Source organism: Agrobacterium sp. GD03872, from assembly GCF_029840625.1.
Lineage (GTDB): Bacteria > Pseudomonadota > Alphaproteobacteria > Rhizobiales > Rhizobiaceae > Agrobacterium > Agrobacterium fabrum_A.
The window spans coordinates 158,172-173,975 of sequence record NZ_JAOCCY010000004.1 but is presented as its reverse complement, the minus strand read 5'-3'; the positions used below and the strand labels follow the sequence as shown (position 1 = coordinate 173,975).

General features: G+C 59.4%; 16 protein-coding genes. 10 read left to right on the top strand and 6 right to left on the bottom strand.

Annotated features, from left to right (window positions below; translation table 11 throughout):
* Nucleotide 1: 1 nt before the first annotated feature.
* From N5D22_RS11865 to N5D22_RS11845, 5 genes are all read right to left on the bottom strand, one after another.
* The gene (locus tag N5D22_RS11865) at nucleotides 2–496 is read right to left on the bottom strand and encodes a M15 family metallopeptidase (RefSeq protein ID WP_279655179.1); all 495 of its coding nucleotides are present in this window, start codon (nucleotides 494–496) and stop codon (nucleotides 2–4) included.
* Nucleotides 462–1,139 carry a hypothetical protein gene (locus N5D22_RS11860; protein ID WP_279655178.1) on the bottom strand — a complete coding sequence of 226 codons (678 nt, stop codon included), beginning with the start codon at nucleotides 1,137–1,139 and terminating at the stop codon, nucleotides 462–464. The genes N5D22_RS11865 and N5D22_RS11860 overlap by 35 nt, the downstream gene beginning before the upstream one ends.
* Nucleotides 1,105–2,778, bottom strand: a complete 1,674-nt coding sequence (locus N5D22_RS11855) for a hypothetical protein (RefSeq protein WP_279655177.1) — start codon at nucleotides 2,776–2,778, stop codon at nucleotides 1,105–1,107. Before N5D22_RS11855 ends, N5D22_RS11860 begins: the two co-directional genes overlap by 35 nt.
* 204 nt (nucleotides 2,779–2,982) lie before the next feature.
* A complete protein-coding gene (locus tag N5D22_RS11850) occupies nucleotides 2,983–3,726 on the bottom strand; it encodes a hypothetical protein (RefSeq protein WP_279655176.1) in 744 nt (247 codons plus the stop codon).
* 108 nt (nucleotides 3,727–3,834) lie between these two features.
* On the bottom strand, nucleotides 3,835–4,032 hold the full coding sequence (locus N5D22_RS11845) for a hypothetical protein (RefSeq protein WP_279655175.1): 198 nt from the start codon (nucleotides 4,030–4,032) through the stop codon (nucleotides 3,835–3,837).
* 207 nt (nucleotides 4,033–4,239) lie between these two features.
* On the opposite strand from N5D22_RS11845, the gene N5D22_RS11840 reads away from it, so the two are divergent.
* The 6 genes from N5D22_RS11840 to N5D22_RS11815 all read left to right on the top strand — a co-directional run bounded on the left by N5D22_RS11840 (nucleotide 4,240) and on the right by N5D22_RS11815 (nucleotide 12,626).
* A complete protein-coding gene (locus N5D22_RS11840; RefSeq protein ID WP_264813006.1) occupies nucleotides 4,240–5,454 on the top strand; it encodes a tyrosine-type recombinase/integrase in 1,215 nt (404 codons plus the stop codon).
* Complete coding sequence (locus N5D22_RS11835; protein WP_264813005.1) at nucleotides 5,451–6,983, top strand: site-specific integrase; 1,533 nt, start codon at nucleotides 5,451–5,453, stop codon at nucleotides 6,981–6,983. Before N5D22_RS11840 ends, N5D22_RS11835 begins: the two co-directional genes overlap by 4 nt.
* A complete protein-coding gene (locus N5D22_RS11830; protein WP_264813004.1) occupies nucleotides 6,980–9,340 on the top strand; it encodes a hypothetical protein in 2,361 nt (786 codons plus the stop codon). The genes N5D22_RS11835 and N5D22_RS11830 overlap by 4 nt, the downstream gene beginning before the upstream one ends.
* The gene (locus N5D22_RS11825) at nucleotides 9,333–9,785 is read left to right on the top strand and encodes a hypothetical protein (protein WP_264811912.1); all 453 of its coding nucleotides are present in this window, start codon (nucleotides 9,333–9,335) and stop codon (nucleotides 9,783–9,785) included. Before N5D22_RS11830 ends, N5D22_RS11825 begins: the two co-directional genes overlap by 8 nt.
* The gene (locus N5D22_RS11820; protein ID WP_264813003.1) at nucleotides 9,785–10,195 is read left to right on the top strand and encodes a hypothetical protein; all 411 of its coding nucleotides are present in this window, start codon (nucleotides 9,785–9,787) and stop codon (nucleotides 10,193–10,195) included. Before N5D22_RS11825 ends, N5D22_RS11820 begins: the two co-directional genes overlap by 1 nt.
* A 139-nt stretch (nucleotides 10,196–10,334) precedes the next feature.
* Entirely contained in the window at nucleotides 10,335–12,626 is a 2,292-nt protein-coding gene (locus N5D22_RS11815) for an AAA family ATPase (protein ID WP_279655174.1), read from the top strand.
* Nucleotides 12,627–12,641: 15 nt separating this feature from the next.
* Here N5D22_RS11815 and N5D22_RS11810 read toward each other — a convergent pair whose 3' ends face one another.
* Nucleotides 12,642–13,085: a helix-turn-helix domain-containing protein gene (locus N5D22_RS11810; protein WP_264813001.1), complete on the bottom strand. Its 444-nt coding sequence runs from the start codon at nucleotides 13,083–13,085 to the stop codon at nucleotides 12,642–12,644.
* A 98-nt stretch (nucleotides 13,086–13,183) separates the two neighbouring features.
* On the opposite strand from N5D22_RS11810, the gene N5D22_RS11805 reads away from it, so the two are divergent.
* From N5D22_RS11805 to merA, 4 genes are read left to right on the top strand one after another with little or no spacing between them, the layout of a single operon-like run.
* A complete protein-coding gene (locus tag N5D22_RS11805; RefSeq protein ID WP_142174824.1) occupies nucleotides 13,184–13,597 on the top strand; it encodes a mercuric transporter MerT family protein in 414 nt (137 codons plus the stop codon).
* A 16-nt stretch (nucleotides 13,598–13,613) separates the two neighbouring features.
* Complete coding sequence (locus N5D22_RS11800; RefSeq protein ID WP_142174825.1) at nucleotides 13,614–13,901, top strand: cation transporter; 288 nt, start codon at nucleotides 13,614–13,616, stop codon at nucleotides 13,899–13,901.
* Nucleotides 13,902–13,912: 11 nt separating this feature from the next.
* Entirely contained in the window at nucleotides 13,913–14,176 is a 264-nt protein-coding gene (locus N5D22_RS11795) for a hypothetical protein (RefSeq protein WP_142174826.1), read from the top strand.
* Complete coding sequence (merA, locus tag N5D22_RS11790) at nucleotides 14,169–15,608, top strand: mercury(II) reductase (protein ID WP_142174827.1); 1,440 nt, start codon at nucleotides 14,169–14,171, stop codon at nucleotides 15,606–15,608. Before N5D22_RS11795 ends, merA begins: the two co-directional genes overlap by 8 nt.
* Nucleotides 15,609–15,804 lie beyond the last annotated feature (196 nt).

Genomic DNA, 15,804 nt, shown 5'->3' with positions numbered 1-15,804 from the left:
ATTAGAGGGAGCGGCCTATGTCTCGCCAGTTGGCGAGTTCCCAATGGGCGGGGTCGTAAAACGACCAATCACCGCCCCACTCGACCTTAATGCCGAGAGAGACCGCAACTTCCTTGCCGACATGACCGACAAGTTCCCATTGTTTGCGCGTCAGGCCCCAAGCCTTCGTGCCATGCACGATATCAACGGCGAGGCCGTAATTGTGGGCAGACTGCCCGGGCTTCGCTTTGCTCAAACCACGGGCATACAGCGATTGCTGTTCGACATCACCGCGATACACGCAGTGCGCGAACATCGGCACACCGAGTTTTGCCAAACGCTTAATAAGCACCCGCTCAAATTCGAGCAGGGTAGGGTGGCCACGGGACCGGTCAGCACGATTGTGCTGACCTTTGTGACGCTCACTGACAAGGAATGATCTATCGATCATTCCCCGCAGTTCAGAGGCGTATTTCTCGCCGTCAGGCGGAACCACCCGTTCCGGCTTGTCCGCCACCTGCGCCTCCCTGCTGTTCGCCGCCTGAACCGCCTCCGGACGCTTCGCCGGATTTTTCAGCATCAGGCTTTTGTTCGGGTACCGTTCCGCCACCAGAGCCAGAAGACGCTCCCGGAGCGTTGGAAACGATGGTTTCTGCGGAACGTCCATTTTCTTCCTCCGTACGCCGACGCGCAAGCGCGGCCTCAAATTCACCGGCCTGCTGCGCAAGGCGGCGCTCCATGTTTTCCTGCATGCGATACATCATCTCTTCCAGCTCGGGGTTGCGATGACGACGATTGGCGATCTTCGTGAAAATCACGGGATCGACCACCTCAGAGAAGGTGGGTTCAAGGTCCGCCGACTGGTACTTGACCATTCCGGCGTCCTTCTCCGCAAAGACGTAGAAATCGCCCTGGGCGTAAAACTCCACCGTCTCCTGTCCCGGCCCGATGGTGCAGAGCAGATCCGCATCTACCTCATCTTTGCCGATGTAAAAGGTGGTGACGGCCTCCAGATTAAACTGGATGCGCACGCACCTTTCGGCATCCGCCGTGCCGCTGAAAAGGATCGCTTTCGCGTCGTCCAGCGACGACCAACGGGAAAGACTGTTAAGTTTCACAACCATTTTATGCGTCCTTCTCAATGCGGCCTTGCGGAGCAACGGCCATGACTTTTTCGTAATCGTCAGTGGCCTCGATCAGATGGCCGCCGAACACAGTGTTGCCCTCGATATAAAGATCGCCCTGCTGGACGACTTCGAAGGGGTCCTGATTGGTCACAACAAACGGCTTCGTGTGCATGTTGGTGCACAGATAAAAGTCCGTCGAAAGCGTTGGATTGAGCGTTTCGACCGCCCAAATACGCTGACGCTTTTCATCGAAGCCGGTGTTCACCGTGGGGCGATAGAAATCGCCGCCGACGCGAGGCGCGTCGATATTCCACTTTGCGTTCATCGGTTCATAGGCAAACGTCCCATTGGGGTTTGCATGCGATGCGTCGATGCGGCTGTTCTTGACAACATCAACCTTTTCAGGGTCGAGTGTGTCACGCAGGTACTGCGGCAGATCATCAACCGACGCCGCAGAGAGGAAGGGGTCTTCCTGACGCTCGAAAAGCTGATCGGGCGTAATTTCCGCCACGATCATCACGATACCGCCGACCCCGACACGCGGAAGCTGGATAGACATATCCACGCCGGTCATACCGTTGACGACGCTTTCCGTCAGGTTTCCGGCATCCGAAGCATAGCGCTTGGACTGGCCGAAGATGGTCTGACGATCCGCAAGCAACATAGGCTGCTTGAACGCTTGATCTGGGATCGAAATAGCATCCATAAGGAGATTCACGACCCACTCCTCATGCTGGTTGTACTGCTGACGCAGCTTGGCGAACGCCTGCGTCTTGCGGGCAAGCTCGATATTCGAGAGCGAGACCGTGACGCCATTTTCCGCCATTTCAGCAAAAACGCCGGTCAAATCAGCCTGAAGGCCGACAAAATCGACCATCTGCTGCCCATTGCCGCCACCGGGCGCATGGATCAACGAACCACCAGACGACACGATACCAAGCTCATGAGTGCCGCCGCCACTGAACTTGGCGTTCATGACGGGATGCTGGTTTTTCACAGCGATCTTGGAACCGCCGCCCGCGCTTTTGACGGCAAGCTGCGACGCAACGATATTCAGCGGCACCTCACCGTCGATAACCGCCTGATCAAAGTCAGGGACCATGTGCGAGAAGCGCTCATGCGCCCAGAACGCCGGAGCCAACGACGTATCCAGCCTTCCGCGCAGCGTCAGGTCTGGAGACCGGTTTTTCGCACGGAAATTCCAGATCTGATTGTACGCCTCCAGATAGGCCGTATTCACAAGCGTCGTCGGCTGACCATGCAGGCCGAGATACTTGTACACCTGATTGGAACCGTGCGCACCGAACGCGATACGCTCGATATAGGGTACGACCGGCGCGCCGTCGAGCGGAGGACGGCCTTCGTAGGAGAGGTTGAGCTGATCGATGGAACCATTGAAACGGTCGAGAGCCAGCATAGGGACAAAATACGCCATGACGCGAACCTTGGTCGCGTTCATAAGCACTTCCGCCGTTTCCATCTGTTCGAAGGAAAAGCGAAGGCGACCCGAACGGATCGCATCCTCACGCAAGACAGGATAGGCCGAAATCGGCACCATCTTGCCAGCGGGGAGGGAGGTCAGAACCGGAGCGCCCTGACGGCGCATTGTACGCGGCGCAACCAGAGGTGCGGTACGCGTCCGATTATTGGATATGGAATTCGGTCCTGTCATTTACGGGTTCCTTTCTTGAACCGTTTGAAAAACTGCTTTAGTTTTGCGGCCCGCCGCATACAGGCGGAACAACGTTTTCTAGGAGTTGCCATGTGGCCCATCGTTCGGTTTGGATTGAACTTTTTTGCAACCCTCGGCATCCTCGCCGGTCTCGCAATACTCGGATTGACTGTATTCGCAGGACTGATTACCGCCCTAACGTAGTCACCAACCGCCGCCACCACCGTTGGAAGAACGCGACAACCTCCCCGCCTTGCTCGACTTAAACCCGAAGGTGTCATCGACCCATCTCGCCGCTTTACGCATTGGGGAGTTGTAGGAAACGGGAGAGTTCCACGCCGACTTAACATTCGACTTTGCGAAGTCCCAAGTATCAGCAACGCCGACGACAACGCCGCCGACCCAACTACCGGGTTCGCCGTAACGCTGCTCCCATGTCGCCGCATCAGACCAATTCGCATCCACGTCCCGCGTCTGAAACGGATTGGTTACGACGACATCGCCCGCTTCCCATTTGGCGGGTTTACCCAAAACGCCACCTTGACCGGACACACGCCGTTCAAGACCGCCCGTTGCATACGAGGCGGAACCACGCGGAGCACCGGAGAGCGCCGACGCGTTCAGCGCGGCAATCTGGCTTTCAACAAGCCGATATTCCTGCTCGCGTTTCTGATCCTTGAACGGATCGAAGTCGGTGATGAAATCCCCGAGGGCGTCAAACGCATCACCAGCAACAGAGCCGCCAACGGCCTGCCTGACAGGTGCTTTGCGGGAGAGGGGAGCGAAGGCAGCAGCAGCATTGTAATTTGCGCCGCCGCCATTGCGAAGAGCGGTCAGAGGATTAAACCCTGCTTCCTCCGCATCGATCACGAGATTTTTGTAGACATCACGGGAATATTCCCGCGCTTCATCGCGGTCTTCCAAATCCCATTTTCGTTGAAGCTCCATTGCAGCAATTTCGTTCTCGAACTGCTGCTGCGCTTGACGCTGGGCGGCCTTCTTTTTCGAGCTAGCGCCGAAAAGAGATAACGCGCCGCCAATAAGCGCTGAAATGAATTACCGACCCTCCTGTGTCTTGGACCAGAAATAGCTGCCGACAAGATCAGCAGCCAACAGGACACCGGCCAGAACCCACGCTTCTACGCGGGACGCAATCACCGGATCAGTGATTGCAAGGCCGGAAACCGCGCCAGCGGCGAGAGCGCCAAGCCGCGCTCCAATCGGTTTCACGAGAACGGAAACGATACCTTTCATGAACGATCCCTTTCAGATGTTCACGAAATCCCCCATTTAGATCGCATAAGATAGATTATGGAACATCTAGGCGGTTTGCGGGCTGTTGCGTTCTGGCCTGAAACCGCGTTTTCCACGACTGTGGAAAACCGTAGATGCTGCGGTTTGCTGTGTTGCGTTTAACCGAACCGATGGCATTGTTGCTTTCGTTGAGAAACGCGAGTGACCATGCCGATCATCAATATAAGAAATGCAGCCCTGCCGCCATCAGCACGTGGGCTTGTCGCTGTCGGTTCTCTTGGCGTCCCACGGTTTTGGGCCACCATCTGGAGTGACGTCCTGAACCCAAGACTGGAACCATCGAGCCGACAGAAGTATCTGACGGCCATTGATCGTTTCTACGAGGCAGTCTGCGAGCAACACGGTACCGACTGTCTGGACCGTCTTATAGCCGAAGCCGATGGAGATGCTTTGGAAGAATGTCTTCTGGGCTTCTTCGCCCAACTCAGGAACGCGGCCGTCGTCGAGAACGCGGACAAGTCGTCCACATGGAAGTTTGCGCTCGACTTCGCGACGGAAATGCTTCGCCAGGCCGGTAGCACGGCCGGTGCGCGGGCGAACGAAATCCAGGCAAAGGTACATCGCCTTGAGACCTTCTACCGCAACCTAGTTCCGAACCCCCAGAAGCCGCCACCGCCGATCCGGGCACTTCCGCCGCTCGTAATCGAGGACCTTTACGAAATCTTCAGGCCGGATTCGACGCGAAACCCCTTCAAGACTGAAGCGCTGCGCTGGCGCAACCTCTTGGTCTTCATGTTGCTGTTGCGCCTTGGGCTTCGGCGTGGTGAAGGCGCGTTGCTGTACGCTTCCTCGTTTAAGGAGGACTTCGACCCAGTCGCTCGCAAGACCGTCCACTGGTTGGATGTCGAGGAAGTCGATGATCCGGACCCACGGTACGAACAGCCTGGGCTGAAGACGGAGACCTCGCGACGCCAGCTTCCGTTACAGGAAGAGATCGTTGAACTCGTCAGGTTCTACATCCGCAACTATCGCGGACGGGCAAACCACCCACACCTTCTGATCTCTCAAAAAGGCCTGCCACTTTCGCTGCGATCCCTCAGTGAAATCTTTGAGGTTGCGACGAAGGCCCTGTGCGACGAGGCTAAGCAATCTCTGAAAAAGCAAGGGCTTAAAGGCGTCTCTTGTCACGATCTCCGCCATACATCCGCTGTCGTTAGGATGCGTCGGTATCAGGACACGGGCAATGATCTGGACAAGGCTCAGGAGAAGCTACGGACATTTTTTGGGTGGTCGAAGAAGTCGGATATGCCGCGCCTCTATGCCAAGGCCTACTTCGAAACCAGCCTGGACGAAGCCTGGGGCGAAAAATTTGACCATTTTGTGGATGCTCTTCGACGCACTGTTCCGGAGACATCCCATTGAAAGCCGCCGTCACGCTTCAGAACGACCGCCTCGTCGCCGATATTGATCGCCTGACATCGAGATTGCCGCCGCTGCCTGCGGTGGTCAAATACTACGATGATTTTGCGAACGAGATATGCTCCGTCCGAGACCTATCCGAAACCGACCAAGTCTTCCTTGCCTTGGACGGCCGCCAGCATTCAATATCGTTCAATGCGTTTGGTCCCGCAACGCAGGTAATGAAACATGTGTTCGCCGAATGGCTTGGCGAGCACGACCTTCACTACGTGACGATCCTGTTTGGCAGCACCCTGAGCTATCTCGCACGTCGCGGCGTCGCCTCTCTCATCGAGCTATTAGTGTCACAGCCGTTCGATGCTCGATCCCATTGGAACACATTCGTTCTTGCAGAGGTAAGTGCCAGGGAAAGTTACTCGCTAAGAGCCATTCTTCATTCCCTGTGTCGGCTCAACATTGGTCATTGGACGCCCACGGCGGCATCGATCATTCGGGCTCTGAAGAGCCCAAAGGTCGACAAGTATCGCGTCGTTCGCATCGGTGATTGCTTCCTGCCACTGGATCACCAAAGCATCATCGTCGACCACATCGATGCGATGTGCGCCGCGCTATCGAATGATCCTCAGTCGATTGATGACGAAGCGCTACGGGACGTGTGCATCTTGGTCACGTCATACCAGTATGCCTTCCGTCCGGGGCAGATAGCGCGGATCGAGACGGCCGATGTTCGGCTGTACTCGACTGGTGCGGTGCATGTTGCGGTCACCCGGATCAAGCAGAAGGATCACCGCAAGCGCATTCGAGAAACCCGGCGGATCAAGCGTGAGTGGGGGCCGCTCTTCAATGAGTTTGTGAAGCGCCGGGACGCAGGAATCGTCATGATAGAGGAGGGCGTGCCCCCTCGCCTCCTCTTCGGCCTCACGCCGTCCGGTGTTGGCCGGGTCATTCTTGAGCTTACGTCGGACTTGACAGGAGAAGCCTGGTCTCCAACCGACCTGAGACATACGGCGGCACAACGTCTCGCGGACGGCGGCATCTCGCACGCTGGCCTCTCGGAGTTCATGGGACACTCCAGCGACCGCGTGGCCAATGTCTACTTCGACGCATCGCCACCACAAGCCAAGCGTATCAATGATGCCCTTGCAATCTCGCCCATTTACAAGAACGTAGCCAAGATCGCGACGACGAGAACCATCGATAAGGAGATGCTTCTGGGCCTTCCGGCCGAGAAGCAGATCGGAGGTGTGCCTCACGGGATTCCTATCGCAGGAATAGGTGGTTGCAACTTGGGTCAGAACCTCTGCATGAAGAACCCGGTGCTTGCCTGCTACACCTGTTCCCAGTTCATGCCCCTCAACGATCCCGAAATCCACCAGGACGTCGTGGAGAGCCTTCGTCCGGTCGTCACTGAGTTCGCCGCCGCGTCCCGCAACAACCAGCAATCCCCTGCCTACGCTCAGTTGAAGAGCACGCTCGACGCCGCAAGACGTGTTGCCGAGGAACTGAAATCCGATGGCGGGGACGAGCCATGAACCCGTTCTATGCCGAATACATTGCCACGGCCAAGAGGCTGGCCGAAGAACGCGGCCTGAGCTGGAAGCTAGTCTTCGACGGTGAGGGCAAGGTCACCAAGGAGACGAGGTGGAACCTGACGGAACTGAGGGGTGGCCTTTCCAAACCGGTCTCATGGCTTGGTCAGGTTGGCGTGGACGCCGCGCCATTCATAAAACTGAACGAGATCAGAGTGGAAATGGGACAAGGTCTCTTGGTCGCCATGCCCCTGTCCCCCCACTGGCTGGACTTCTTCCAGGCTGTATTGATCCACCAGCTTCTCCTTGGTCAGACGAAGCCCGGAAGCGCCGTTCAAGTGGGCGCTGGCATCCGACGGCTGGCACCTGCAGCAGAGGATACACCGCCCTGGGCGGTAACCCCCGATCAAATCCAGCAGGCCTACAATGCCGTTCTTCGGTCATCGGAATCCGGCAAGCAAGCGCTCGACTTCGTGACCATGGTCAGGAACGTCATCGACAGACAAAAGCTCGCCGACATCCCTGCTTTGGCTCGTTTCTGCCAACCCTATTCCAGCAAGGAAGCGTTGGCAGCGCAGCAGCGGGCCGATGCGGTCAAAGACCGCCAAAACGCACATGGTGGCCGCAAGAGCCTGCGGCGCAGCCTGGCTGAACGGAAGTCGGCGTCGAAGCTTCCGGATGAGAAGGCCTTCTGGGAACTGGTTCGGATTGTCTTCACCGAGACGCCCCTGTCCTTCTCGGATGCGATCCGGTTTGCGGCATTTAAGGTCCAGATCATCATGGGCTTCCGGATCGGAGAGGCCGCCCTTCTTCCATTGGATTGGAAGCGTTGGCGCGAATATCTGGACGCCGACGGCCGACTGGCCGGAGAGCATGGTGGGTTCTCCCGTTCCCTGATAATCAGGTACTTCGCTGAAAAGCAGGAAGAGGACGACCTTGCCGAGGGATTGGCTCTGTACGAGAACATCCAGCACGTCCCGCCGATGTTCGAGGAGATTTTGGTAGAGACGCTCGACCACATAGCCACCATTACCGCCCCGCTGCGGGAGCGATTGAAACGGCAGGCTGAAACAGGTCGCATCTTTCCCGAATATGCTGAGGACGCGCTCGTTCCTGCCTGGGAGATGTACGTCCGCATTACAGGAAATGCGGTGTTCTCGGACGCAGAGGTTCCGCCGCAACTGATCCAGCAATATCGCGAAAGCTACGACCCGCAGTACCTCGACACCATCCGCGATCTTCAATTAGGCGGCAGACCCGCTGGTTTGTCGCAGTTCTGGACCAATCCGGCTCAACGCAACATTCCGATCCGGACATCGGCGGGCGTGATCGAAAACGGCAGGATTAACTGGCGATTTGCATTCGTCCGCGTTGGCGATGTCGAGGAACACATCCGGGAGAACCGCGCGACGAAGCTATCCGCTACCAAGCCGACCGCGACGACCGACGGTACGGTGTTTTATCCCTACGACCTCCTGTTCTTGATGCCGATCAGAAACCTCATCGAGGGGCGCAACAACGGCCTTCTTGACACGACCTTGTACTCTGCCATCGGCATTTTGGACAAAGGCCCTCTGAACGGCTCCTTGAGCGGCAAGGCAAGCGGGGAGACCCTCTTCCAGCGATACGGCCAGACGGACGAGGACCGCGCGTTGACGCTGACTTCTCATTCCCTGCGGCACCTGCAGAACACCGAGCTGTTCCGTCTCGGCGTCGCTGACACGATGATAACCAAGAAGTTCGGCCGCCGTAGCGTTCAGCAGAGCTACGAGTACGATCACCGAAGCCTTCATGAGGATATCGAGCATATCGACGTTCCCCCGGAAGCCGAAGATTCTCTCGGCGACAAGGCGCTTCAGGTCTACAAGATGATCGCCGCCAACAAGGTGCGAGGACCTATCGTCGACGAGTTCCGGCGTGTTCAACGCGAGTATGGCGACGATGCAGCCTTCGACTACCTGAATGCCGAGGCCGACGGTCTTCACGTCACGCCCTACGGGCTGTGCGTGAACAGCTTCACCAGCGATCCCTGCCCGAAACATCTCGAATGCTTCAACGGCTGCCTGCATCTAGCCCGAACCGACGTCGTAGAGGAGCACGACCATCTCGAAACGATGCGCGACCGCTTCGCGAAAATCATCATCCAGTTGGAATCCGTACCCGAGGGCCGTCGATATGCCGGATGGGCGAACCAGATCGCCCACGCCCGCATCCGATACGAGAATATCGGCAAGGCTCTCGCGACCGAACCCGGTGACCGCCCCTTCCCCGATGGCAAAGACCTCTCCGTGACGCCGGAGCAGAAGTTCGGTAACACCATCATCGACACCATGAGCCGCCTGAGAGACCTTGATGATTGATAAGATCGCCCATCTTGAGGAAATGTTGGAGGCGATGATCGCCGAGGACGAAACCATCACCGCGAGAGCCATCGTCCGGCGCAGCGGCGGCGTGTTCAAGAACGCCACTGACATCACTCGGAATGTGGACCGTCGCACCAAGTTCGAGGGTGCCCAGCGAAAGCAGGAGACTATAAGGATCGCGATTGGTCGCAGCAGCGGTAAGTCTCGCGCAGAGCTGGAGCGACTGGTCGAAGTGAAGAACGCCGAGATTGACCAGCTTCAGGCTGATCGGCAGCTCGTGATCGCGTCACACCGCATGATGATCCTGGCTGTCGCCGAAATGGGCGGCTTCTCAAAATGGAAACGTCTGTTCGAGGGATATCAGGAGACAGTCAACAAGCTCGACGGAATGAATGCCATTCCTTCTGGCGAGGTCGTAACCCTTCCTCCGAGGAAGTCCTAATGGCGCGAGGAACGGGCAAAAGCGGTGTCGAGGTTGCCCAGGAGCATGTCGATGCCCTCCAAGAGTATCTGGAGAACCTCGGTGACCAGCCGCTTCCCCGCTACGGCGGCGTCGAGCTGAACAAGAGCGCCATCGCCAAGGCCTGCGGCTTCGACCGTCAGGTGTTCCGCACCAATCCGAGATGCGCCGAAATCCTGGGCAACGCAGACGACCGTGATCGCAAGGCTAACCTGACACGCCTCGAACAGGCGGAAGCGGACCGCGAGCAGAAGGCCAAGGTCGATGGCAATCAGATGGCTTTGGAGGAAGAGAACCTTCGGCTGAAGGCGGAGAACGCCTCGCTGCGCCGCGACCTTGACCGCATGAAGCGGTTGAGCGCGGTGATCGCCGAGACTGGGAGACTTCCATGATTGGGTGTTTGAAGTCTGGTCCTCGGAGCCGCGCCGTCGTGGCCCCGACAGGCCGTGGGAGCTGGATCGCAGTGAATGAGGCACAGGGACCCGCGACGGCACGTCGTGGGTGGCCGCAGTGAACGGAGAGCCAGAGCCCATGGCAGGGGCCAATCAACGACGGGGTGGCGCAGAGGGGCAGACGTTCCTGGTCCTTGGTGAGCGTTCTGAGCAGTCTTCCTGGGAGCTGTCCATCACCTCCGTTCATGCCAGCCGGTTCGGCGACCATGTCATCATTGGCCGTGACGGGACCGAGCAGCTCCGTCGTGCACTCGTCCCTTCGAAGAGGTCGCCGCGCGATCCGGTCGCAGGGGAGACGTGGCGTGTCACGGGTCCTGTCAAACTCCATCCCGAATATGGGCCGCAGCTCCATGCCGAGGTGGCCCTGCCCTTGGTCACCAAGGGGCGGGCGATCATCCGCCATCTGGCCACCGACAAGCGCTTCGTAGGTATCGGCTGGGCTACGGCGGAGAAAGTCTGGGAGCGCTTCGGCGAGACCATCTACTCCATCATCCGAGATCGTGACCTGAAGGCGGTCGCGGACGTCGTCGGCGCGGATCGGGCCATCGCCATCGTCGACGGCTTCGGCATGCTCGCCGAGGAGGTCGAAATCTTCCGCTGGCTGGATCGATACGGCGTCTCGCCTCGTGTGGCTGGTGCTGCCGCCCGTCTCTGGGGTCTCGGAGCCATCGACCGCATCAAGGCCGATCCGTTCACGATGACATTGCTGGAGCCGTGGAAAGACGTGGACGCGAGAGCGCTTCGTCTTGGAGTCGCCCTCGACGATCCGAGGCGGCTAACGGCCGCCGTCGAGGAGGCCTTGGCCATCCGGTTCCGGACAGGGAACATGGCCTCCCCTTCCCCAGTTCTGAAGCCTCTGGTGAAACGCCTGCTCGCGCCTTGGAGCGGCGATCCGGCGAGTGCCATCGACCTGGCCTTGGCCAGCAGTCGCGTTGTGTCGCCAACCCCCGACCTTTTGCAGTCGAGGGCCTGCCGGTTCATGGAGGAAGAGGTCGCGCGACAGGTCAGCGAGCGCGTTGGTCGTGAAGTTCCGGCATTCGACGGTAAACTCGTCGTTGACGCCATCGCCAAGGTGGAAGAGGAAATCGGCTACGCGCTTACCGATGCCCAGCGAGAGGCGGTCTACATGGCCACGAGCTGCGGCATCTGCGTCATCAGCGGTGGCGCAGGCACGGGCAAGACGACAGTCGTGCGTGCAATCCTTGCCGCACTGGAGGCCGTCCGCGACAGTCTTCCAGCTTCGCAGCGCCAAGGCGTCGAACACCTGCAGGTGGCTCTGGCAGGCCGCGCCGTCAGACGGATCAGCGAAGCGACAGGCCGCCCGGCAAGCACTCTTTCGCGACTGGTGCACGACATCGAAAATGCTGGCCGCCGTGTTCAGTCAGGGACCGTCATCTTCGACGAGTCCTCGATGCTCGACACCCCGTCGATCTATCGGGTGCTCGCTCAGTTGCCCATCGAGGTCAACCTGATCTTCATTGGCGACCCCGGTCAGCTCCCGCCTATCGGACCCGGCCTGCCCTTCCACACCATGGTCAAGGCGACGCGCATCCCTTCGGTCACTTTGGATGTCGTCCATCGTCAGGATGATGCCACTGGCATTCCCGCCGTCGCCTCTGCGGTGCGATCAGGTAAGTCCGTCGCCCTCCGGCGCTTCGATCCAAACGTCGCCCTCTCGCCGGGCGTCTATCTCTTCCCGGCGACGAAGGAGGATGTGGCAGCAAGAACCTTGGCCGCCTTCCGCGCCATGTGCGGTCGGGTGCCCGCCTACGGCAGGACGGCCGCCCTGCACGATATGGATGTCCAGATACTCACTCAGGTGAAGAACGGACCGGCCGGATCGAAGGAGCTGAACCGCGCCATCGAGATCGAATACATGGCGCGGCAGGCCAACGTCGAGGACTGGGGCCTGAGCGTCGGCTCGAAGATCATGTGGTTGAAGAACGACTACTCCAAGGCACCGCAACTGGATGCTGATGGCAGTCCCCTACTCGACAAGGTGACCGGCGAACCTGTCTGCTCCGGGTTCATGAACGGCTCTCTGGGCGTGGTCACCAAGCCTCATCCGAAGGGTGCTTGGGTTAGGTTCGATGACGGCGCTGAAGATGCGGTCACTGCGGCCGACCTTGAGAAGGTTACTCATGGCTGGGCGATCAGCGTTCACAAGGCGCAGGGCTCGGCTTTCCGTAGGGTGATCGTGCCGCTCGTCGGCTCGAAACTTCTTGACCGGACCCTGCTCTATACGGCCGTCACCAGAGCCGTCGAGACGGTCGTCATTGTTGGTGACCCGGAAGTCCTTCGTCGCACGATTGAAGAGCCGCCCACGGCTCTTGATCGAAGCAGTTCGATGAGCTTGGAGGCGGAACAATAGTTGCTCGAAATCGCGCTAAGGCCGAACGGAGCGGGAACGGCCCACCGGGCGCATCTCAAAAAGGGCATCAATAATCGGGCATTCCGGAACCTGGTCGCCGCTGCATTGCGCTGCCATATCCGACATGACCCGCTCCAGACGCCTTAGATCGGCGATTTTCTGACGGATATCTTTCAAATGTTCGATTGTGAGCGCGTGAACCTCCTGGCAGGTGTGGGCGTGGCCATCGACAAGTTGCAATAGCCCACGCAGTTCATCGAGGCTGAAGCCGAGTTCCCGGCCGCGCCGCACGAAATGTAGCCGCCGCGTGTGGTCATTGCCGTATACACGATACCCGCCTGCGCTGCGGGCGGGCTCCGGCATGACGCCGATCTTCTCGTAGTAGCGGATCGTCTCGATGTTGACGCCGCTGCGTTCAGACAGCACGCCGATCGAGAATTCTTCTTCAGTCTGCTTCATCACGATGTGCTCACAAATTGGTGAATTTTTCCCGCTTGACCCTGTAGTCGCTACAGACGCTAGGGTCACGATAGATCAATTTTGGGAATATGTGAACGATGACGCAGGACGAAACTCAGACGCTGAGAAATACCGCCGTAGAGCCCGAGGAAAAAGGATTTGATCGGGCGGCGTTGCTGTCAGTTGGCGGCATCGTGGCGGCACTGGGCGCGGCAACCTGTTGCGTGGTGCCTTTTGCCTTGTTCTTCGCCGGCATCAGCGGCGCATGGATCGGCAATCTGACTGCCTTCGAGCCCTATCAGCCTGTGTTCGTCACGATCGCGCTCGCCTGCCTCGGCTATGGCTTCTATCTCGTATACCGCAAGCCGAAGGCCGCGGAATGCGTCGAAGGCTCCTATTGCGCGCGCCCGTCGTCCCACCGGAACGCCAAGATCGGCCTCTGGATCGCAACGGTCCTCATCGTCGTCGCTGTGGGCTTTCCCTACGCTGCGCGCTTCCTCCTTAACGCCTGACCTGAAGGAAATCCTCATGAAAATCCTACCCCTCGTTGCCCTCACCGTATCGCTGCTTACGAGTGTTCCCGCCTTTGCCGCCGAGCAGACGGTGACCTTGAATGTCGCCAACGCCACCTGCGAACTTTGCGGCCCGATCGTGCAGCGGGCTCTCAGCGACGTGCCAGGCGTACTCGATGTCGACGTGTCGGAGGCGATTGGCGCGGCAATCGCCAAGGTGCGCTTCGATGACAGTCAGACGAATGTTGAGGCGCTGATCACCGCAACCAGCAATGCTGGCTATCCCTCCAGCCTTTCGCAGTAGGGAGGCTCAGCATGACTGATGGAAAGTTCATCGGCTTCGGCGTCGTCGCGCTTCTGGCTATCACCTGTTGCGCCGCCCCATTTCTGCTGGCTGCTGCGGGCTCTTTCGTGGCTTACGCATGGTTCGCGGCAGCGGGCCATATGCAGGTCCCGATCGCGCTCGCTGCCATTGGGGTAGCTGCATTTTACCTTTACCGGCGCAGCCGTTCCGGATCGGCGGCGGATGCCGCTTGCTGCGGATCGCCGACAGAAAACAAGGAAGAATTGAATGTGTGAACACTGCGAACCCACTTCGAACAAAGGCAATGGCCGTTACGATCTCGTTGTCGTCGGGGCCGGCTCGGCCGGATTTTCCGCCGCAATCACGGCCGCCGAACAAGGCGCGCAAGTGGCCCTTGTCGGGCATGGCACGATCGGCGGCACCTGCGTCAACATCGGCTGCGTGCCCTCGAAAGCCCTGATCAGAGCCACGGAGGCCGTGCGTCACGCCAATGATGCGGCTGCCCGTTTTGATGGTGTCGAAAGCGGTGCGCGGGTGGTCAATTGGGCCGCCCAGATCGCCCAGAAGGACGCTTTGGTCTCCGCTCTGCGACAGGCGAAATACGCCGATCTGCTGCCGGAGTACAACAACGTGGTCTATCGCGAAGGGCAGGCCCGTCTTGTAGACGGCGGTGTCGAGGTGGCAGGCCAGCGGCTCGCCTCCGAACGGATCGTCATCGCGACAGGCGCGCGTCCAGAACTGCCGGAAATTCCGGGGATCGCCGACGTATCGCCGCTCGACAGCACGACGGCGCTCGCCCTGACCGAACTGCCGCGTTCGATGATCGTGCTCGGCGGCGGCTACATCGGCTTGGAGCTTGCCCAGACTTTCGCGCGGGCCGGTGTCGCGGTGACGCTCGTGTTCCGCAGTCGGCTTCTGCCGGAGGCTGAACCCGAAATCGGGTCTGCGCTTGCTACCTACCTGGCCGACGAGGGCATCCGGATCGTCGGCGGCATCAGCTACGAATCCGCCCGCAGGACCGATGACGGCGGCATTGCGCTCGCCATCGTGCGGGACGGTCGTCCGGAGACCCTGACGGCCGAGCGGATTCTTGTAGCGACGGGACGCCGCCCGAACACCGAGGCCCTCGGGCTCACTGAGGCCGGCATAGACTTGTCACCTGCCGGTGCCATCGTCGTTGACGACCGCATGCGCACCTCGAAGACGGGGGTCTATGCGGCCGGAGACGTGACCGGCAAGGATCAGTTCGTCTACATGGCTGCCTATGGCGCAAAGCTCGCCGCCAGGAACGCCTTGAACGGCGACGGCCTGCGCTACGACAACACCGCAATGCCCGCTGTGGTGTTCACAGACCCGCAGGTGGCGAGCGTCGGCCTGACCGAAGCGCAGGCGCGCGCCGCCGGACATTCGGTTCGCACTTCCGTCCTTTCCCTCGACAATGTGCCGCGGGCGCTGGCGGCGCGCGACACACGCGGCCTGATCAAGCTGGTGGCGGACGGAGCAAGCCGGAAACTGCTGGGGGCGCACATTCTCGCGCCGGAAGGTGCCGACAGCATCCAGACGGCCGCGCTGGCTATCCGTGGCGGCCTGACGATTGACGATCTGTCGGAGACGATCTTCCCGTACCTGACAACCGTCGAAGGTTTGAAGCTTGCGGCTCAGACCTTCGACAGGGACGTGAAAAAGCTATCCTGCTGCGCGGGTTAAAGGTGAAAGGGAAACGGGTGCTTGCTCAAGTTGTAGCATAGACGGAGCGGGCACCTCATCCCTGACGCGCATAATGGTCACGGCATCGTCGGTGCCTTCTGGCCAAGCTTGATGATCAGCGCTCCGATTGTTGCGTGCCTCGCGTCGAACTATGCCGCCAGAACCGACGCTCTACGGAGCAACAAGGGAGGGATAG